General features: G+C 44.3%; 17 protein-coding genes. 13 read left to right on the forward strand and 4 right to left on the reverse strand.

Features of this window, described 5'->3' with window-relative positions:
• Positions 1-24 precede the first annotated feature (24 nt).
• Positions 25-1,173, reverse strand: coding sequence for an acetylornithine deacetylase (gene argE / locus FNC98_RS01030; RefSeq protein WP_143579517.1), 1,149 nt, complete (start codon positions 1,171-1,173; stop codon positions 25-27).
• A 372-nt stretch (positions 1,174-1,545) separates the two neighbouring features.
• Here argE and argC point away from each other — a divergent pair, with 372 nt between their 5' ends.
• From argC to argH, 5 genes are read left to right on the forward strand one after another with little or no spacing between them, the layout of a single operon-like run.
• Positions 1,546-2,598: an N-acetyl-gamma-glutamyl-phosphate reductase gene (gene argC, locus FNC98_RS01035; RefSeq protein WP_143579518.1), complete on the forward strand. Its 1,053-nt coding sequence runs from the start codon at positions 1,546-1,548 to the stop codon at positions 2,596-2,598.
• Positions 2,595-3,386 carry an acetylglutamate kinase gene (gene argB / locus FNC98_RS01040; protein WP_143579519.1) on the forward strand — a complete coding sequence of 264 codons (792 nt, stop codon included), beginning with the start codon at positions 2,595-2,597 and terminating at the stop codon, positions 3,384-3,386. The genes argC and argB overlap by 4 nt, the downstream gene beginning before the upstream one ends.
• Before the next feature lie 32 nt (positions 3,387-3,418).
• Positions 3,419-4,327: an ornithine carbamoyltransferase gene (locus FNC98_RS01045; RefSeq protein ID WP_143579520.1), complete on the forward strand. Its 909-nt coding sequence runs from the start codon at positions 3,419-3,421 to the stop codon at positions 4,325-4,327.
• Between the two features lie 14 nt (positions 4,328-4,341).
• Positions 4,342-5,556 (forward strand): argininosuccinate synthase, encoded by a 1,215-nt coding sequence (locus tag FNC98_RS01050; protein WP_185968022.1) that lies wholly within the window; start codon positions 4,342-4,344, stop codon positions 5,554-5,556.
• A 1-nt stretch (position 5,557) separates the two neighbouring features.
• Positions 5,558-7,447, forward strand: coding sequence for an argininosuccinate lyase (gene argH / locus FNC98_RS01055; protein ID WP_143579522.1), 1,890 nt, complete (start codon positions 5,558-5,560; stop codon positions 7,445-7,447).
• A gap of 89 nt (positions 7,448-7,536) precedes the next feature.
• Here the strand turns inward: argH and FNC98_RS01060 are convergent, their stop codons facing one another.
• Positions 7,537-10,131, reverse strand: a complete 2,595-nt coding sequence (locus tag FNC98_RS01060) for a penicillin-binding protein 1A (RefSeq protein WP_143579523.1) — start codon at positions 10,129-10,131, stop codon at positions 7,537-7,539.
• A 309-nt stretch (positions 10,132-10,440) separates the two neighbouring features.
• Here FNC98_RS01060 and FNC98_RS01065 point away from each other — a divergent pair, with 309 nt between their 5' ends.
• The 8 genes from FNC98_RS01065 (at position 10,441) to FNC98_RS01100 (ending at position 17,926) form a co-directional block, all read left to right on the forward strand.
• On the forward strand, positions 10,441-11,520 hold the full coding sequence (locus FNC98_RS01065) for a pilus assembly protein PilM (RefSeq protein WP_143579524.1): 1,080 nt from the start codon (positions 10,441-10,443) through the stop codon (positions 11,518-11,520).
• On the forward strand, positions 11,508-12,107 hold the full coding sequence (locus tag FNC98_RS01070; protein ID WP_143579525.1) for a PilN domain-containing protein: 600 nt from the start codon (positions 11,508-11,510) through the stop codon (positions 12,105-12,107). Before FNC98_RS01065 ends, FNC98_RS01070 begins: the two co-directional genes overlap by 13 nt.
• Positions 12,107-12,709, forward strand: a complete 603-nt coding sequence (locus FNC98_RS01075; protein WP_143579526.1) for a type 4a pilus biogenesis protein PilO — start codon at positions 12,107-12,109, stop codon at positions 12,707-12,709. Before FNC98_RS01070 ends, FNC98_RS01075 begins: the two co-directional genes overlap by 1 nt.
• Positions 12,709-13,245, forward strand: coding sequence for a pilus assembly protein PilP (locus FNC98_RS01080; RefSeq protein WP_143579527.1), 537 nt, complete (start codon positions 12,709-12,711; stop codon positions 13,243-13,245). Before FNC98_RS01075 ends, FNC98_RS01080 begins: the two co-directional genes overlap by 1 nt.
• 2 nt (positions 13,246-13,247) lie before the next feature.
• Positions 13,248-15,311 carry a type IV pilus secretin PilQ gene (locus tag FNC98_RS01085; RefSeq protein ID WP_143579528.1) on the forward strand — a complete coding sequence of 688 codons (2,064 nt, stop codon included), beginning with the start codon at positions 13,248-13,250 and terminating at the stop codon, positions 15,309-15,311.
• 153 nt (positions 15,312-15,464) lie between these two features.
• Entirely contained in the window at positions 15,465-15,983 is a 519-nt protein-coding gene (gene aroK / locus FNC98_RS01090; protein ID WP_143579529.1) for a shikimate kinase AroK, read from the forward strand.
• Positions 15,984-15,989: 6 nt separating this feature from the next.
• Positions 15,990-17,084, forward strand: coding sequence for a 3-dehydroquinate synthase (aroB, locus tag FNC98_RS01095; protein WP_143579530.1), 1,095 nt, complete (start codon positions 15,990-15,992; stop codon positions 17,082-17,084).
• A gap of 11 nt (positions 17,085-17,095) precedes the next feature.
• Positions 17,096-17,926 carry a Dam family site-specific DNA-(adenine-N6)-methyltransferase gene (locus tag FNC98_RS01100; RefSeq protein ID WP_143579531.1) on the forward strand — a complete coding sequence of 277 codons (831 nt, stop codon included), beginning with the start codon at positions 17,096-17,098 and terminating at the stop codon, positions 17,924-17,926.
• Between the two features lie 14 nt (positions 17,927-17,940).
• On the opposite strand, the gene FNC98_RS01105 is transcribed toward FNC98_RS01100, so the two are convergent.
• Positions 17,941-18,156: a DUF2970 domain-containing protein gene (locus tag FNC98_RS01105; protein ID WP_221932909.1), complete on the reverse strand. Its 216-nt coding sequence runs from the start codon at positions 18,154-18,156 to the stop codon at positions 17,941-17,943.
• A 39-nt stretch (positions 18,157-18,195) separates the two neighbouring features.
• Positions 18,196-19,107, reverse strand: a complete 912-nt coding sequence (locus FNC98_RS01110; RefSeq protein WP_143579532.1) for a LysR family transcriptional regulator — start codon at positions 19,105-19,107, stop codon at positions 18,196-18,198.
• Between the last annotated feature and the right edge of the window lie 50 nt (positions 19,108-19,157).

Genomic DNA, 19,157 nt, shown 5'->3' on the forward strand with positions numbered 1-19,157 from the left:
AGCAATCCCCTTGGGGCATAGCTGTTACATACAATAATCTTTAATTAATCGGGTAAGTATATTCAAAGTTGGTGGGATCTGATCAAAGGCGAGAAACTCATCCGGTTGATGCGCCTGATCAATCGAGCCCGGACCAAGTACGATGGTCTGGCAGCCAAGTTGCTGAATAAATGGCGCTTCCGTCGCATAGTTTACCGCCCGGCAACAATGCCCGGTCAATGCTTCCACTTTGGTGACCAGGCTACTGTCACTATCTTCGGCAAACGCTGGCGAACTCGGATGTAATTCTTCCAATAACACTCTTCCAGGGTAAAGATTTGCAACGGGTTTTAACGCATCGGCTAACCAGTTTAGTAACTCTTCATCTTTAATACCTGGCAAAGAACGAATATCGATATCCAGATAACAATCGCCGCATATACGGTTGGCATTATCGCCGCCGCGAATTGCGCCGAAGTTTAGGGTTGGTTGCGGCACGCTGAACGCTTCATTGCGATAGTTCTGTTGCAGGTTTTGCTTTAACAGCATTAACACTTCAATGACGTGGTAGATAATTTCAATCGCGTTTACGCCTTTATCCGGCTGACTCGAATGTCCGGATTTCCCCTGAACCTTGATGCGATGCGACATATGCCCCTTATGCATGATTACTGGTTCAAGACTGGTAGGCTCACCAATTACCGCTACATCCGGGCGTATTAACTGCTGCTCGATAAAAAAACGAGCGCCAGCCATGGTGGTTTCTTCATCAGCGGTGGCAAGAATGTATAAAGGCTTTTTCAGCGACTTTGGACTTAAGGTCTTACACACCTGCAGAATAAAGGCGAAGAAGCCTTTCATATCACAGGTTCCTAACCCGTAAAACTTATCGTCTTTATCAACAATTGAGAAAGGGTCACTGTTCCAGCGTTGTTCGTCAAATGGCACGGTATCACTGTGGCCACTTAGTAAAAGCCCGCCTTCGCCATCACCAAGTTGGGCGAGCAGGTTAAATTTACCTGGGCTGCCAGGCACCGCCTGGATAGAGATTTTAAAACCGAGATCGCTAAACCAACTGGCTAAAAGATCGATGACAGGTTGGTTGGATTGGTCCCAGCCAGGATCGCAGGAACTGATTGACGGCATCTTAATGATCTCACTAAGTGCCTGTGTAAATTCTGGTAATTTATTCATTTATAATATTTATGCTGTTTTCTTGCATAAATTCTCATTTGTTGTTATCTTTCGCCACTCAGTGTAAACAACCGAAAAAGTTCTGGCTAGCATTATTTGAATAGCCCATAGTCTAAAATATTGTTAATTATTGCTTTAGGTTGTAATGAGTTGGTGAAATTATATACAGGATGCGTTTGGGTTGAAGGTAAAAGTGAATAGTTATGCATAAAGTGATTAATTATTCATAAGCCTATTTACTCAACATAAACCTGTCATAAAAGTCACAACGTCTAAAGCTAGTGTAGCAAAGCAGAAAAACGGCGATTAAAGCCCTGATATCTGCAATGTGTAATTAATTCAAAAGACAAACGATAAATAGGAATCAGTTAAGTGAAAGTAGCAGTGGTAGGTGCCAGCGGTTATGTTGGCGCAGAATTGATAGCCATATTAGCCAAGCATCCTCTTATTGAGGAGATGCATTTATTGGTGTCGGAAAATAGTGACGCGAAAGGCGTGGCATTTTCTCAGCTGTATCCTCGCTTTCTGAATACGTCTAAATTTTCCGAACAAGCCCTGCAGGCGTTTAACAGTGAATGGCTAGCGAAAAATGGCGCATCAATTGATGCGGTGTTTATGGCAACCCCTCATGAATATTCCCAGCAATGGGCTAGCGCCTTTTTAGAGCAGGGCGTAAAAGTCTTTGATTTGTCCGGTGCGTTTCGTTTAAACCAGGCGACAGATTATCCAACCTATTATGGCTTTGAACACCAATATCCCAAATTGCTTGAGCAGGCCGTTTATGGCCTTGCCGAATTTAATCATGCACAAATCAGCACCACCTCATTAGTCGCAGTGCCAGGTTGCTACCCGACAGCAAGTCTATTAGCGACTAAGCCAATTACCATGGCGGGCTTACAAAAAGCAGACACCCATATCATTGTTAATGGCATCAGTGGTGTCAGTGGCGCTGGTCGTAAAGCATCTCTGGCTTCGTCATTCAATGAAGTCAGCTTGACGGCTTACAATATTTTAAAGCACAGGCACCAACCGGAAATTAGCCAGGAATGTGGTCATTCGGTCATTTTTAATCCGCATTTAGCACCGTTTAAACGCGGCCTGATGGCGACAGTTACCGTTCACTGTCAGTCAGATGTTACTAAGAACGATGTAGCTAAGGCGTTTGCCAATGCATATAGCGAACAAAGCACACCGTTAGTGCGGGTAACGCAAAGCTGGCCAAAGATTGATGATGTCAGCAATACACCGTTTGCGAACCTGCACTGGCAATATGATGAGCAAAAACAAATTTTGGTGGTTAGTTGTGTAATTGATAATTTGCTAAAAGGCGCAGCATCTCAAGCGGTGCAGTGTTTTAATCTGGCGATGGCACAACCGGTTAGCACCGCACTTACTGCAACAACACAAGCGGGAGCTTTAAAATGAATCCGCTAGTTATAAAAATTGGCGGCGCCATTATGGAGAACGCCGCGGCACTGGATAACTTGTTTTCAGTGTTACTAACACTGCAAAAAGATCGTGGCGTGGTCATTGTTCACGGTGGCGGTTGTATTGTCGATGAGCATTTATCTCAGGCCGGCTTTAGCAGTGACAAAATAAATGGTTTACGGGTAAGTGCTAAAGAACACATGCCGATAATCAGCGGCGCTTTAGCGGGAACTGTAAATAAACAGCTTGTCGCTCAAGCTAATAGCAAGTCAATTAATGCGGTTGGCCTGGCGCTGCACGATGGCAACATGGTCCATTGTAAACCCGCAGACAAAGAACTGGGGCAGGTCGGTATTCCATCACCTGCAAATGCTGACATTCTTAACTCTTTACTATCATCAAAATCAGCGAAATCAGCAAATATGTTGCCAATCATCTGTTCTATTGGTCAGTTAGCCGATGGGCAACTGGTTAACGTCAATGCCGATGATGCCGCCGTTGCCATCAGTGAATTAATCGATGGAGAATTGCTGTTACTGACCGACGTTGCTGGTGTTAAAGGTGCCAATGGCGAATATTTAACATCATTAAACCAACAAGACGCCAAACAACTTATTACCGATGGCATCATTGCCGGCGGCATGATCGCCAAAGTAAACGCCGCGTTTGCGGCAGCCAACCGATTACGACGAAGTATCGCGGTTACCAGCTGGAAAGCACCTGAGCAACTTCTAACGTTGCATCACGGCGAGCTACTAGGTACCCGCATTGAGCCAAACGAATAATAACTTTTTAAAATCACAGGATACTTACGTCAATGAAACACTATATTGCTGATACTCAGGCGAGCAAAGCTGAGTTAGAAAACTTAATTAAACTCGCTATCGATATTAAACAAAATCCAGAAAATTACAGCCAGGCCCTGAAGGGTAAATCGATTGTTACACTTTTCGAAAAGCCATCGTTACGTACCCATGTCAGCCTTGATATCGGGATCCAGAAGCTTGGTGGTCACAGCCTTTACATCGGCCAGCAAAATGGTCAGTTAGGGAAACGTGAGCGGGTAAAAGATGTGGCGAAAAATCTCGCCTGTTGGGCCGATGCCATTGTCGCCCGTGTATTTGACCACCAGGTACTGGAAGAGATGGTAGAGCATGCCGGCATTCCCGTGGTAAACGCCCTTTGTGATAAATACCATCCTTGCCAGGCCCTTGCTGATTTTCAAAGCTTAACGGAAACCTTTGGTAGCGTTGAAAACCTTAACTTAGCCTATGTTGGTGACGGCAATAATGTCTCAAACTCACTGATGCTAATGGGCAGTATTCTCGGTGCTAATGTCACGGTTATTACCCCACAAGGTTACGGTCCGAGTCAGGAATTTATAGAACAGGCCGATAAGTTGGCTACGGCCAGTGGTGCTAAATTTAAAGTCAGCCACGATATTAATGATATCGGTGAACAGCAGGCCATTTATACCGACACCTGGATTTCCATGGGTGATAACACCAAGGTCGAGGAAATCCTTAACACCTTTATGCCGTATCAGGTCAACGAAGCCTTAATGGCGAAATCCGGGGCTTCTGCTGTTATGCATTGCCAACCGGCGCATTTGCAACAAGAAATTACCACCAGTCTGTTTGATTCAGAGAAGTCTCTGGCATTTGTTCAGGCTGAAAACCGGATGTGGGCACAAAACGCTGTGCTGGTAACCCTTTTAAAAGATTAATGAGAAGTAAGATTATGGTTAAGAATATTAAAAAAGTTGTATTAGCATATTCAGGTGGTTTGGATACCTCGGCGATCATTCCATGGTTAAAAGAAAACTATGATGGCTGTGAAGTTGTGGCTTTTTGCGCTGATGTTGGTCAGGGTGAAGAAGAGCTTGCAGGTATTCAGGAAAAAGCCATCGCTTCAGGTGCTAGCGAGTGTCACGTTGTCGATTTAAAAGAAGAGTTTGTTAAAGATTACATTTATCCGATTCTTAAAACCGGTGCTGTCTATGAAGGCCAATACCTGCTAGGTACGTCTATGGCTCGGCCGGTAATTGCTAAAGCCCACGTTGAAGTGGCGTTGAAAGTGGGTGCTGATGCCGTCTGTCATGGCTGTACCGGTAAAGGTAACGATCAGGTGCGCTTTGAAGCCTGTTTTGCCGCTCTTGCACCGCAGTTAAAAGTTATCGCCCCATGGCGTGAGTGGGACATGGTATCCCGTGAAGACCTGCTGGCGTATCTCGACGAGCGTAATATTCCATGTGCCGCGTCCTTAACGAAAATCTATTCCCGCGATGCCAATGCCTGGCATATTTCCCATGAAGGTGGTGAGCTGGAAGACCCGTGGTGTGAACCGTCAAAAGAAGTTTGGACGATGACGGTAGATCCGATGGACGCGCCAAATGAACCAGGTTCTGTAACCCTAAGCTTTGACAAAGGCGAACTGGTTAAAGTCGACGGTCATCCATTATCTCCATATGAAGCTCTGGTATATCTGAATGATAAAGCGGCAGCGCACGGCGTTGGGCGAATCGATATTGTGGAAAACCGTCTGGTGGGTATGAAGTCCCGTGGTTGTTATGAAACCCCGGGTGGTACGGTATTGATGGCAGCTTACAAAGGTCTTGAGTCGTTGATTTTAGATAAAGAGTCGTTGAAGTTCCGAGAATCCGTTGGTCTAGAGTTCTCCCATGTCATTTATGACGGTCGTTGGTTTACGCCATTAGCGAAAGCACAACTGGCTGCATGTGAATCTTTTGCTGAGAAAATAAGTGGTGATGTTGTGGTGAAAATGTATAAAGGTCAGGCGACAGTTACTCAACGTCGTTCGGAAAACAGCCTTTATTCAGAAGAATTTGCCACCTTTGGCGAAGATGATGTCTATGATCAAAAACATGCGGAAGGCTTTATTCGTTTATTCAGCCTGTCCAGTCGTATCGGTGCCTTAAAGGCCCAGGAGAAATAACATGGCGTTATGGGGGGGCCGGTTTCAATCCGGTAGCAGTGATAAATTTAAGGCGTTCAACGACAGCTTGCCGTTTGACCACGTTTTAGTGCATCAAGATATTCAGGGTTCCATCGGCTGGTCGAAAGCGATTCAAAAAGCCGGTGTATTAACGGTAGAAGAGCAACAGCAACTTGAGCAGGGGCTGTTAGACCTTGCTGCTAAGGTTGAAAATGGTGAAGTGGATTTTAGTGAATCCAGTGCCGAAGATATCCATTCCTGGGTAGAGGCGGAATTAACCCTGACGCTAGGTGATGTTGCTCGTAAATTGCATACGGGCAGAAGCCGTAATGATCAGGTTTCTACGGATTTGCGTCTTTGGTCACGTGAACAGGTCGACATCTTGCTGAAAACCCTGACGTCTTGCGTGCAGGAGTTACTCAATTTAGCGGATAACAACAAGCACCATATTCTGCCTGGGTATACCCATTTACAACGTGCCCAGCCAGTAAGGTTTGCCCACTGGTGTATGGCCTATGTAGAAATGCTCAAACGTGATATTTCTCGTTTGGAAGATGCTCGGGTGCGCTTAAATCAGTCACCTTTAGGTTGTGCGGCTCTTGCGGGTACAACCTATGATATTGACCGTTATAAATTAGCAGAATCTCTAGGGTTTGATGGTCCATGTATGAACTCTTTGGATGCGGTATCTGACAGAGATTACGTGCTTGATTTATTATTTGCTGCCAGCACCGGGATGATGCATTTATCCCGTTTTGCTGAAGATTTGATTTTCTTCAATTCTGGTGAAGCCAACTTTATTACCCTTGGCGATCAGGTAACGTCTGGCAGCTCATTGATGCCACAGAAGAAAAATCCGGATGCGCTGGAATTAATGCGTGGTAAAACCGGGCGAGTATTCGGCTCATTACAGGCGCTACTGGTTACATTAAAAGGCCTGCCTCTGGCGTATAACAAGGATATGCAAGAAGATAAGCAAGGCTTGTTTGACGCGCTAGAGCAATGGTCGAGCTGTCTGGTAATGATGAAAGAAGTGGTCAATTCCATTGAGTTGAATTCTGCGGCTTGTCAGAAAGCTGCCCGTGAAGGTTATGCGAATGCCACTGAGCTAGCCGATTATCTGGTTTCAAAAGGTGTACCATTTAGAACCGCCCATGAAATTACCGGTGCCGTGGTGCTTTATGCTATCAATCAACGTTTGCCGCTTGAGAATCTGCGCCTTGATGAATTTAAGCAGTTCTCGAACCTAATCGAAGACGATGTCTATCCAATTCTTGAGCTCGAATACCTGGTTGATAAACGTAATATCCTCGGTGGTACAGGTATTGAACCGGTTGAGAAGGTGATTGAACAAAACCGTCATCAGTTTGGCAGCGCCAAATTCGTAGTGCGTGATGCCAAGTTAACGGACATTCGTGCCATCGTAAAACTGGTTAATTACTGGTCCTCCAGAGAAGAGAATTTGCCTCGCGGCGAAGAAGATCTAATTCGCAGTATCCGTGATTTTGCTGTTGTCGAAGTTAATGGTCAGGTATGTGCTTGTGCGGCGCTTTATGTTTATTCAACCGGTTTAGCTGAGATCCGTTCTTTAGGGGTTTCGGTAAATCATCAGGGTAAAGGCTATGGTCAAAAGCTTTGTCAGTATCTGCTCGATAGAGCCAAAGCCATGTCACTACTGAAGGTATTCGTGCTAACCCGTAAACCTAAATTTTTCTCTAATTTAGGCTTCATTGAGGGTGATAAAGACGCGTTACCAGAGAAGGTAATGAAGGACTGTGACCTTTGTCCGAAACAGGATAACTGTGATGAAGAAGCATTGCTGTACCACTTGAGTGATCATCATTCGATGCCGCAAATGCTTAATGCCATCGAGATAAACGAAGTCGTTTAGTTATCCCCAAATAAAATGCTCGCAAATACAAAAAAGCCCCGAAAGGGGCTTTTTCATTTGACGTATAACAAGTTCAGTTCAAACCTGAACTAGAATAGCTCGTCTTCAGGACTTTCTTCAGACTCACCTTCAATGGCGGTCGCCAGCACTTCCTGCGCTGCCCACTCATTAGGCTCACTACCCTTGATAAAATACTCGAAGATTGAGCTGTTATCGGTTTTATCACTGCGCTTACCAGTCAGGCGATCGATGCGAATGGATACCACTTCTTCTGGTTGCTCAAATGGCTCTGGTTGGTAATTCTCAAGCGCTGTAGCCATAAAATCTATCCAGAATGGTTGCGCGGCATTGGCACCTGCTTCAGCGCCCACAGTTTGTCCGGTACCCAGGTTGCGGTTAGAACTGGTGCGGCCCAGATTCCGTTTTGGATCATCGAACCCTATCCACGAGCTAGCGGCGATACGACGGCTAAAACCAGTAAACCAGGCATCTTTTGATTCGTTAGTGGTTCCGGTTTTTCCGGCGATATCACGGCGCTGCAATTGTTTTGCGCGCCAACCTGTACCTGACCAGCCAGTGCCTTCAGACCAGTTTCCGCCGCCGCCCCAAATAACAGAATTCATCGCATCAGCAATCAAGAACGCGTTTTGGCGGCTGATAATACGTTTTGCCAGCGGCTGAGTTAACAGTTCTAAATCAATGCTATCTAAGGTATCCAGGTTATTCGCATATTCTAGCTGCGCCAGTTCACAAGAATAACAGGCCATTTTTGGATTTGCCTGATAAATCACTTCACCATCGCGATTTTCTATACGATCAATAACGTACGGTTCAACTAAATAACCGCCATTAGCAAATGCTGCAAAACCGGTAACGATTTGCAGCGGCGTTAGTGATGCAGAACCGAGAGCCAGAGATTCGTTGCGAGGCAGCTCCTCACGATCAAAACCAAATTTACTTAAGTGGTTTATCAGGGTTTCAAGACCGATACCACGAAGTAAACGCACCGAAATCACGTTTTTCGATTTAGCCAGACCCGTACGCACGCGCAAAGGGCCTTCATAAACAGCCGGTGAATTTTTCGGACGCCAGGTAAAACCGGAGCGACGATCCCACTGGTTAATCGGTGCATCGTTAATCACACTTGCCAACGTGTAGTTATTTTCAAGGGCGGCGGAATATACAAACGGCTTGATATTCGAGCCAACCTGACGATTTGCTTGTGTCACGCGGTTGAACTGGCTTTGCTTAAAGCTATAACCGCCAACGCTGGAAATAATCGCTCCTGAATCCGGGGATATTGCCACCACAGCAGCAGAAACATCAGGTAGCTGACTTAACTGCAAACCGGTTTCATTGTTGCGAAGATAAACTACCTCACCTGGCGTTAGAATCTCGGCCGCAGTTGATGGCGCTTTGCCCTGACGTTTGTCACCTAGGTATGCTCGTGCCCAAGCCATGCCTTGCCACTCGAGCATGACTCGGGATTGGTCTTTTAATAACAGCAACGCTTGTTGCTCTTCGACTTCCAGGACAATTGCTGCGAACAAATCCTGATAGGTTTCTACATCTTCGAGTTGTTCAATGATGATTTCTTCTTCCGGCTCAGATTCCGGCAACGCATCAAGTTGCGTCATTAACTCGGATAATTCTTGATCGGTTAATCTCTGACTCAGTCGAGAAAGGAGCGCATCGCGATTGTCTTTACTGATCCAAAGACGATCTACCGGACCACGATAACCGTGTCGCTCATCGTAGGCGTAGATATTTTTCCTGACCGATGCTTGTGCCGCTCGCTGCATTGCAGAAGAGACCGTGGTATAGATCTTAAACCCTTCGTTGTAGGCAATATCGCGAGGATACATCTCAAGCACTTTTTTATGAGCCATTTCAGCCACATATGGCGCGCTCAATTCAATCTGCGCACCATGTCGTTTGGTACGTATCTCTTCATTATTCGCCTGGTGGTATTCTTCTTCAGTGATATAACCACTAGCTAGCATTCGCTGCAAAACTGTGGTGCGACGGAATTTAGCACGTTCAGGCGAACTGATCGGATTGTATGTCGATGGTGCTTTTGGCAGTCCTGCGATCACCGCCATCTCACCTAAAGTTAATTCATTTAGCTGCTTGCCATAGTAAACCTGCGCCGCTGCGCCAACACCAAAAGCTCGATGGCTTAACTCGATTTTATTCAAATAAAGTTCAAGAATTTCATCTTTAGTTAAAAGGCTTTCCATATGCAACGATATGAAGATTTCGCGAAGTTTTCGAGTATAGGTCTGTTCACGGGTCAGGAAGAAGTTTCGTGCTGTCTGCATGGTTATCGTTGAAGCACCGCCGCGATGGACGCCGATAATCTGACCCCATACCGCTCGACCCATACCCACAGGGTCTACACCAAAATGTTGGTAAAAGCGGTTATCCTCTGTTGCCAGAAACGCTTCGATTAGTTGTTCCGGCATATCTTCAAGTTTTACCGGGATTCGTCTTTTTTCCCCAAACTGTGAAATCAACTCGCCATCGGCAGAGTAAATTTTCATCGGGGTCTGCAGGTTAATATCCTTCAGCACAGCCACGCTTGGTAAGTCGTCCTTCATATGGAAGTAAAACCCTACCAGTGTGGTGATGCCAATGATTGCGACGAGCAAAGAAAATTGTAGAAGACGTTTAATCAATACCACTTAACTGATTCCAATAGAATTTTTATAAATAATGTATCCCTAATACCCCTAGTATATCGGTATTTTGGTGTCAATAAATGTATTTTTATTGTAACTTATGGTTAAATGGTTCGAACGGTGATGGCATTTTACTGTGGAATGTCGCGCAAGTGTTTGACTTTTTTGCAACTCTGCTTGTCAATTGTAAAAAATTTTGACACATTCATGGAAGAAGGGATCGCTTTGCAGGCAATTTTGGCAGGTAAAAAGCGTACACAGAACAATCCAGAGCCCCCAAGCAAAGATTAATAACAACATGTATGGGAAGTTATGCTAAGTAAATTATGGAATAAGAACGCCTCATTAATGGTAGGTGTTGATATTGGCTCGCATTCTGTAAAAGCGGTACTGATCAGTGAAAGTGCACAGGGGTATCAGCTGGATGCCTATGCTATCGAGCCAATGCCCAAAGGCGCTATCGTTGAGCGTAAGGTTCAGGATATCGAGGCCGTAGGTGCGATCATTCGCAAAATCCGCAAGAAAGTCATGTCCTCGGTTAGTAACGCCGCAGTAGCCGTATCTGGCTCAACGGTAATTACCAAAACTATCTACATGGATGTCTCACTTACGGATGATGAGCTGGCCAGTCAAATCGAAATTGAAGCTGACAGCCTAATCCCTTATCCACTCGATGAAGTTAGTCTGGATTTCGAAAAACTCGAAGTTAATGATGCCGATCCAAGTAAAAATAATATTCTGTTAAGTGCGGTACGTACCGAAACGATAGAAGCACGGGTTTCATCATTGGAAACCGGAGGGTTTCAGACCAAGGTTGTAGACGTAGAATCCTATGCACTGGCTCGCGCTAGCGACCTGTGTCTGCCTATGTTGCCGGATGATGCCCAGGATAAAGTCGTCGCTTACATCGATATCGGTGCCACCATGACCTTGTTTGCTGTTCCTGAAGATGGTAAAAATATCTACACGAGAGATCAGCTGTTTGGTTCGGAACAATATACCCGCTCAATTGTTTCTTATTACAATAAATCTTTTGAAGAAGCGGAAAGGGAAAAATTGTCCGGTAATCTGCCACCGACCTATACCTTTGAAGTACTGGCACCTTTTCAGACGACTTTGATTCAACAAATTCGCCGCGCTATTCAAATGTATTTGACGTTCAGTGGTAAAGATAAACTTGATTATCTGGTGGTTTCCGGTGGTAGTGCCAACCTGGAAAGCATCAAAGAATTATTGACCACGGAATTGGGTATCCATACCATTGTTGCTGATCCGTTTAACAACATGAGTATTAGTGTTGATGTCGACCAAATAGAACTTGCCAAAGTCGCCCCCCAACTAATGGTTGCTTCTGGACTTGCGTTAAGGAGTTTTTCACCATGCCACATATAAACCTCCTTCCCTGGCGGGAAGAGGCGCAACGGCTGCAACAACAGCAATATTTGTCCATTCTCGCGTTTCTGGCGCTGGTAACCTTTTTAGTGTTTTTCTTGATTAGCACCTATTATCAGGCGCGCATCGACGGACAACTAGCGAGAAACCAATACCTTACTAACGAAATTAAAGTGTTGGATACCAAGATTGCTGAAATTAAAACGTTGGAACAGAAGAAACAAGATCTTATCCAGCGGATGAAACTAATCGAACAATTGCAGAAAAGCCGTAACGTTGGTACTCAGGTACTGGATGAAATAGCCAAAATCGTTCCATCAGGGGTGTATTTGGTAAAACTTGAAAAAAATGGGCCTGATCTGTCTATTGTTGGCAAGAGCGAATCAAATAACCATCTCGCCAATATGATTCGTGAAATCCAGAGTTCGGAATTACTGACCGATGCAGAATTGCAATCGATTACTGCCAGTGGTTCGGAAAACAAATTACTTAGTGACTTTAGAATGAACCTTCGCATAAAAGGCCTTATCGATGAAAACGCATCGACCGAAGGTAAGCGCAGAGGCAAAAGTGTAGGAGGTCGCTAATGGATTTTAAGAATATAGATTGGGATCAGTTTAATAACCTCGAGTTAGATAATATTGGTCAGTGGCCTAAGGCCGCAAAAATAGGCCTTGCGATTATTATGGTCGTTTCCCTGGGCTTTTTAGCGAACTATTTGTTAGTTACCGATAAAGTCGGTGAGCTGGAAGGAGCAATTGCTAAAGAAAGTGACTTACGGGTCCAATACAAGGCGAAATATAAAATTGCAGCGAATCTTGACCAGTTTCGTGAACAGATGGAAGAAGCGGAAGAGTTATTTCGAAATCAGGTTAAACGTCTTCCGGAAAGTCATGAGACCCCGGGTTTGCTTGATGATATTACCTTTGTGGGTACAACCAGCCGTCTTGATTTTAAGAAATTAAATTGGCAGCCAGAGATTCCTCAGGAATTCTATGTTGAATTACCCATTGAAGTTGAAGTCACGGGAAGTTACCATGATTTCGGAGAATTTGTGAGTAAAGTCGCGGGGTTACCTCGTATCGTTACGCTCCATGATTTTACCATTGTGGGTGATGACAAAGGTGGCGAAAGCTCATTGAGTTTAAAATTACAAGCCAAAACATATAAGTACAGGGAGAGTAAATAATGCGCTATTTAGTATTACTTTCTGTATTTTTCTTATCGGCTTGCTTTGATGATCTAAGCGACATTAAAGAATATACAGAACATGTTAAGGCAACGACGACCAGCACGATTAAGCCTATGCCAACATTAACCGAATTTAATCATTTCGATTATTCGGCGTTTGCACTGCGCAGTCCCTTCGTTGCACCAAAACCGGAAGCCATTCAGGAAAAAATGCAACAAATGACTGATTGTTTGCATCCGGATCCAATGCGGCGTAAGCAGCCCCTGGAAAAATTTGCGCTGGAAAGCCTTAACATGAGAGGCACCCTTGGAGATGAAGGTATTATCTGGGCTTTAGTTGAAGCTTCTGATACCACCTTACATCGTGTTTCCATAGGGAGTTATTTAGGCTTGTACAATGGTCGCATTACTAATGTAGGCCAGGAAGAAGTCATTATTGTTGAGTTGATACCGGATGGCGCAGGCTGTTGGGTAGAACGTGAGACTACGTTAAGTATGATTGACCAGGATCAAGAGGGGCAAGGGAACTCATAATTATGAAGAATAATAATTATAATTCAGGCCTAAATGTGGCGCGCCAGACCCTTGGTGTTTTATTTTCTGCGGTTTTGATATTAATATCTTTTTCCTCCAAAGCAGAAACCGAACTAAATGACATTTATTACAATACGTTATTGGCCGATGAAATCGAATTTACTTTCGGTTTTAACGAACCATTAACCACAGAGCCTCAGGTCAAGTCTTTTACTGACCCAGCACGTATCGAAATTACTTTCGATGCCGAGGAATTTGTTGAACCATTAACGCAAACTGACGTTAATCACGCCGGTATAAAGAATATTCGAGTAAAGAAATCTGGGGGTAAAGTTACCGCCGATATCTATCTTGATGACCTTAAAGTTTACCAGGCGGGAATTGTTGAAGGTAAGTTTGTTATCTTACTAAACAGCCTTGGTGGTTACGAACAAGCACCAGCGGCCGACAACGACGATTCGTCATTCATCAATAACATCCAGGCGATCGATTTTCGTAAAGGTGACGAGGAATCAGGTCAGGTATTGGTATTTTTGGATGATAGCCAATCATTGGTTGATGTAAAAGAGGTGCTGGGCAAGATTGAAATGGTGTTTTATAACACCAGTATTCTTGATGAACTTCTATATAAGCTAGATGTTTCGGATTTCGGTACCCTGGTAACCAGCATCGAGACTTTCAAAAACGGTGATAACGCCCGAATTGAAATCGAAACTGACCGTCCATTTAGCTTTGAGCACAACCAAGTAGACAATATCTTTTCACTTTCTATCAAAGAAATGGAAGCGAAAAAGTCTTATCTTGAAGATGGTGAATCGTTTAACGGTAAAGCCATTTCCCTGAACTTCCAGGACATTCCGATTCGTACCGTACTGCAGATTATTGCCGATTATAACGGCTTTAACCTGGTAACGTCCGATACGGTTGCGGGTAACATCACCTTACGTTTAGACGGTGTTCCGTGGGATCAGGCGCTTGATATTATTCTTAAGGTCAAAGGCTTGGGTAAGCGGATGGATGGCAACATCCTGATGATCGCACCAAACGATGAACTGATTGCCCGTGAAGCCAGAGATTTACAAGCTCAGCAACAAGTTACCGAATTGGCACCGCTATACAGTGAATACGTGCAGGTTAACTATGCTAAAGCTGCTGATTTTGCTAACCTCCTTAAAAACGAAGGTACCAGTTTACTATCTGAACGCGGCAGCGTGACCGTTGATGAGCGGACTAATACCTTGCTTATTCGAGATACTGCCAAGAGTATTGAAGACGTTAAACGTATGCTTAATGTTTTGGATATTCCAATTCGCCAGGTAGTTATCGAATCTCGTATGGTTACGGTGAAAGATAACATTAGTGAAGACTTAGGTATTCGTTGGGGACTTACTCATAACGATGGTGATGCAGCGATGTCGGGAACCTTGGTTGGCGCCGATACTGCCAATGCTAACGGTGTTCCAGATATCACTGACAGATTAAATGTGAATTTACCGGTAGCAGATCCTGCTGGTGCAATTGCCTTTCAGGTTGCTCGTCTTGCTGACGGCACCATCCTTGACCTCGAGCTATCGGCTCTAGAGCAGGAAAACAGAGGTGAAATTATCGCCAGTCCTCGTATCACTACGTCTAACCAAAAAGAAGCCTATATTGAGCAGGGTACTGAAATCCCATTCGTACAGGCAGCTTCTTCCGGTGCTACCTCGGTTACCTTTAAGAAAGCGGTTCTTGGTTTGCGTGTAACACCGCAAATTACCCCGGACAATCGCATTATCCTCGATTTGGTTATCACACAGGATACCCGAGGTGATACGGTACAAACGGGTACCGGTCAGGCGACTGCAATTGATACTCAGGAAATTGCCACCCAGGTATTGGTAAATAACGGTGAAACAATTGTTCTTGGTGGTATTTACCAACAACAAATCATCAATGCCGTTTCAAAAGTCCCATTCCTCGGAGATATCCCTTACGTTGGCTGGTTATTCAGAACTAGCAGCGAATTTAACGAGAAAAAAGAGCTTCTAATTTTCGTAACTCCACGAATCGTTACAGAGACTCTATAATCGTTACAACCCCGGAGTTTAAGTTTTCGGGTAAATTAACGGCGCATTACTTGCAATTAACCTAGAAGAATTGCGATAATTGCGCCCTTAATTTTTTCGAGGAGTGTCCTCAATCCGTTAACCAAACAATTTTACGAGTATTAAAGTAATCTCATGGCAGAAAAACGTAACATTTTCCTAGTGGGCCCAATGGGTGCCGGCAAAAGCACGATTGGCCGCGAATTGGCAGATAAATTACACTTAGAGTTCTATGACTCAGATCAGGAAATTGAGCGTCGCACTGGAGCAGATATTGCTTGGGTTTTTGATCTTGAGGGTGAAGAAGGATTCCGCGTAAGAGAAGAAGCGGTTATCGAAGATTTATCAGCCATGCAAGGTATCGTGCTTGCAACTGGCGGTGGTAGTGTAATCAGCCCGCAAATCCGTAATCGTTTATCGGCTCGAGGTATCGTTGTATATCTTGAAACGACTATCGACAAGCAAGTAGCTCGTACGCAACGCGATCGTCGTCGTCCGTTGTTACAAACCAAAGAAGACCCAAGAGTTGTTCTGGAAAACCTGGCCGTTGAGCGCAATCCTCTTTATGAAGAAATCGCTGACGTAATTGTACAAACGGATGATCAGAGCGCTAAAATTGTGGCGAACAAAATCATCGAGCGATTGGACTTCTAAATTACTATGGCTAGCCTGAACGTTTCACTGGATGAACGCAGCTATCCAATTCATATCGACAGCGGGTTATTGTCTGACTCTAACCTGCTTTCTCAATACATTCGCGGCAAACGTGTATGTATTATCAGCAACGACGTTGTTGCCCCTCTTTACTTAGCTACCATCAAAACAAGCCTCTGCCAATTCGAGGTCGATGAAATCATCCTTGAAGATGGTGAAGCAAGCAAAAACTTAACTAACTTCGAAAAAGTTATGGCTCACATGCTGGAAAAAGGCCATGGTCGTGATTCAACGATTGTTGCACTAGGTGGCGGTGTAACCGGGGATCTCAGCGGTTTTGCCGCAGCGTGTTACCAGCGTGGTATCGATTTTATCCAAATCCCGACTACATTATTGTCTCAGGTTGATTCATCCGTTGGTGGTAAAACCGCGGTAAACCATCCGTTAGGTAAAAATATGATCGGCGCTTTCTATCAGCCGAAAGCGGTATTTATCGACCTTGATACGTTAATCACACTTCCCGCCCGAGAGTTCGCTGCTGGAATGGCTGAAGTGATTAAATATGGTGTACTAGCCGACCGCGAATTTTTTGATTGGTTACTTACAAACAAGCAGGCAATCAAAGACAAGGATACGGCGGTTCTGGCAAAAATGATTGAGCATTGCTGTGCAATTAAAGCCGATATCGTTGCTAAAGATGAAAAAGAATCTGGCGTGCGAGCGCATCTGAATCTCGGCCATACGTTTGGTCACGCAATTGAAGCAGAACTGGGTTACGGTGCCTGGCTTCATGGTGAAGCGGTAGCTACCGGCATGGTAATGGCATCGCAACTGGCTTGTGATTTAGGACTTGTTGATGAAACTGCTGTAACTTTAGTTACGCAACTTATCGAAGAGTTCGAGTTGCCAGTTCTCGCACCTGCTAGCATGTCTGTTGAAGATTTTGTCCGTCATATGCGTCGCGATAAAAAAAACCTCAATGGCAACATTCGACTAATTTTACCGGTGAAGATTGGTCAATGTGATATTTTCGATGATGTAACTCAGACGCAATTAGCACAGGTGATTACAAGCCTGACCGAAACTCAACCAGCTAAATAACTAAAAGAATAATGAGTCAGCAAAAGCAGCGCGCTTTTTTAAAGTGGGCAGGTGGTAAATATACCCTCAGCGATACGATCAGTAAAATGCTGCCTAAAGGTGGTCGCTTGATCGAGCCGTTTGCTGGTGCTGCCAGTGTTTATCTAAATACCCAGTATTCACACTATTTGCTTAACGACATCAACAAAGATTTAATTAATCTCTATCAGGTGCTGCAGCATGACTCAGAACAGTTTATCGAAGATGCCAAAGCCTTGTTTACGCCTGAGCAAAACCAGGCGGAACAATATTACCTGAATCGTAAAACCTTTAATGAAAGTGATGATCCGTATGTTCGCTCTCTATTGTTCCTTTACATGAATCGCCATGGTTATAACGGTTTGTGTCGCTATAACAGTAAGGGCGGCTACAATGTCCCGTTTGGTAAATATAAGCGTCCATACTTCCCGGAAGATGAATTAAAGGCCTTTACTGAGAAAGCTAAAGTTACCGAATTTGTTTGCGAGAACTATCGAGAGACTTTCGCCCGCGCTAAAGATGGTGACGTGATTTATTGCGATCCACCTTATGTGCCGCTAAGTAAAACCGCAAGTTTTACCAGCTACGCAGGCAATGGTTTTGGTTTGGACGAGCAGGCGGATTTGGCCAATGCTGCTGAAGAAATCACTCAGCAAAAACAAGTAACCGTGTTAATTTCCAATCACGATACTATCTGGACTCGAAAAATTTACGAACATGCCGATAAAATTAAGGCCATTAAAGTGGCTCGAACGATTTCTCAAAAGGGGAGTAAGCGTAATAAAGTTGGTGAGTTGTTGGCACTTTATAAGCCAAAAGCCTAAATGTTGATGCTTGTTTAGTCCGGTAACACTGCAGAAACAATAACCACCAGACTTAATACAAACAAAATAACCGCAATCAAGCCAACCACAATAAACTGAATGGCACTGCCATTTTCAAAATCATCTACCCGATTCTTATTACTCTGAACACCAATAAAAGCCGCAAATACACTTTGCACGGTGCGCAGTAATCCATTGCTTTTCTGATCAGACTTTTGCATTTTCGTCATACCTAGCTGACTCTTGTTGTTTTTATATTAGCTATTTTCTTAACTTAAAGCACTCAAGTACGCTTCGAGTATCAGATTGCTGCGTGCACCTTTGCGGGTAATAGCGCAGAACTTAGTGGCAAAATAACGATTATGTTCATCGACCGCTCGCATCTTATCTTCTTTTACCCAACGCTCGGCAAAATGGGTAGGTAAAAAGCCAATGAAGCGCCCGGTAAGAATCAAAAACGCGATGCCTTCTCTGTCGGTTGATGTCGCGGTTGCGTTCAGTTTTGCCTGTTGTTGTTTTATCTCCAATGACTGTGGGTAAGTTGGCACAACGGCATCATAACCAGCCAGTGCCTGATCACTGATAATGCTTAAGTCTTTATCGAACAAAGGGTGATTATTGGCACAGTAAAGGAGCGATCTTTCCTGATAGAGACTTTGGTAGGTTAGCCCGGCAATACTGCGCAGGTGCGGAACTATCCCAATATGTAGATGTCCATCAAGGATCCCTGATTCAACTTCATCAGGTGGGATCATTGAAATATTTATCACCACTTTCGGAGCCTGTTGCTTTAATCGTCTTAACGCTTCGGTTATCCGCATCTGCGGCACCGTTACCATATTATCGGTTATACCAATATTTAGCTCACCAGTAAGTTCGGTATTAATGCCATTTATCTGACTACGAAAGGTCTCGAGACTTGCTAATAACTGTAACGTCGAGAGATAGACCTGTTGCCCCTGTTCGGTTACTGAAAAACCAGCACGACCACGATTACACAGGCGCATTGCTAACAGAGATTCCAATTCACTTATTGCCTGCGAAATTGCTGGTTTAGAGATATTTAAATCCACCTCAGCATTGGCAAAGCCGCCGTTTTCCACCACCGACTTGTAAATCCGCAGCAGACGAATATGGCTATCCCCCAATTGGCGAGGAAGCAGAGTTGTATTTTGGATCATATCTATAAGTTAACTATTTACTTAACTTAACTTTAATAAATATGGATTTA

Origin of the sequence: Thalassotalea sp. PS06 (genome assembly GCF_007197775.1) — a bacterium.
GTDB lineage: Bacteria > Pseudomonadota > Gammaproteobacteria > Enterobacterales > Alteromonadaceae > Thalassotalea_A.

What these genes read in the sequence shown, in the direction of transcription:
- argE (WP_143579517.1), bottom strand. Translation starts at nt 1,173, where the DNA reads ATGAATAAATTACCAGAATTTACACAGGCACTTAGTGAGATCATTAAG.
- argB (WP_143579519.1), top strand. Translation starts at nt 2,595, where the DNA reads ATGAATCCGCTAGTTATAAAAATTGGCGGCGCCATTATGGAGAACGCC.
- FNC98_RS01045 (WP_143579520.1), top strand. Translation starts at nt 3,419, where the DNA reads ATGAAACACTATATTGCTGATACTCAGGCGAGCAAAGCTGAGTTAGAA.
- FNC98_RS01050 (WP_185968022.1), top strand. Translation starts at nt 4,342, where the DNA reads ATGGTTAAGAATATTAAAAAAGTTGTATTAGCATATTCAGGTGGTTTG.
- argH (WP_143579522.1), top strand. Translation starts at nt 5,558, where the DNA reads ATGGCGTTATGGGGGGGCCGGTTTCAATCCGGTAGCAGTGATAAATTT.
- FNC98_RS01065 (WP_143579524.1), top strand. Translation starts at nt 10,441, where the DNA reads ATGCTAAGTAAATTATGGAATAAGAACGCCTCATTAATGGTAGGTGTT.
- FNC98_RS01070 (WP_143579525.1), top strand. Translation starts at nt 11,508, where the DNA reads ATGCCACATATAAACCTCCTTCCCTGGCGGGAAGAGGCGCAACGGCTG.
- FNC98_RS01075 (WP_143579526.1), top strand. Translation starts at nt 12,107, where the DNA reads ATGGATTTTAAGAATATAGATTGGGATCAGTTTAATAACCTCGAGTTA.
- FNC98_RS01080 (WP_143579527.1), top strand. Translation starts at nt 12,709, where the DNA reads ATGCGCTATTTAGTATTACTTTCTGTATTTTTCTTATCGGCTTGCTTT.
- FNC98_RS01085 (WP_143579528.1), top strand. Translation starts at nt 13,248, where the DNA reads ATGAAGAATAATAATTATAATTCAGGCCTAAATGTGGCGCGCCAGACC.
- aroK (WP_143579529.1), top strand. Translation starts at nt 15,465, where the DNA reads ATGGCAGAAAAACGTAACATTTTCCTAGTGGGCCCAATGGGTGCCGGC.
- aroB (WP_143579530.1), top strand. Translation starts at nt 15,990, where the DNA reads ATGGCTAGCCTGAACGTTTCACTGGATGAACGCAGCTATCCAATTCAT.
- FNC98_RS01100 (WP_143579531.1), top strand. Translation starts at nt 17,096, where the DNA reads ATGAGTCAGCAAAAGCAGCGCGCTTTTTTAAAGTGGGCAGGTGGTAAA.
- FNC98_RS01105 (WP_221932909.1), bottom strand. Translation starts at nt 18,156, where the DNA reads ATGACGAAAATGCAAAAGTCTGATCAGAAAAGCAATGGATTACTGCGC.
- FNC98_RS01110 (WP_143579532.1), bottom strand. Translation starts at nt 19,107, where the DNA reads ATGATCCAAAATACAACTCTGCTTCCTCGCCAATTGGGGGATAGCCAT.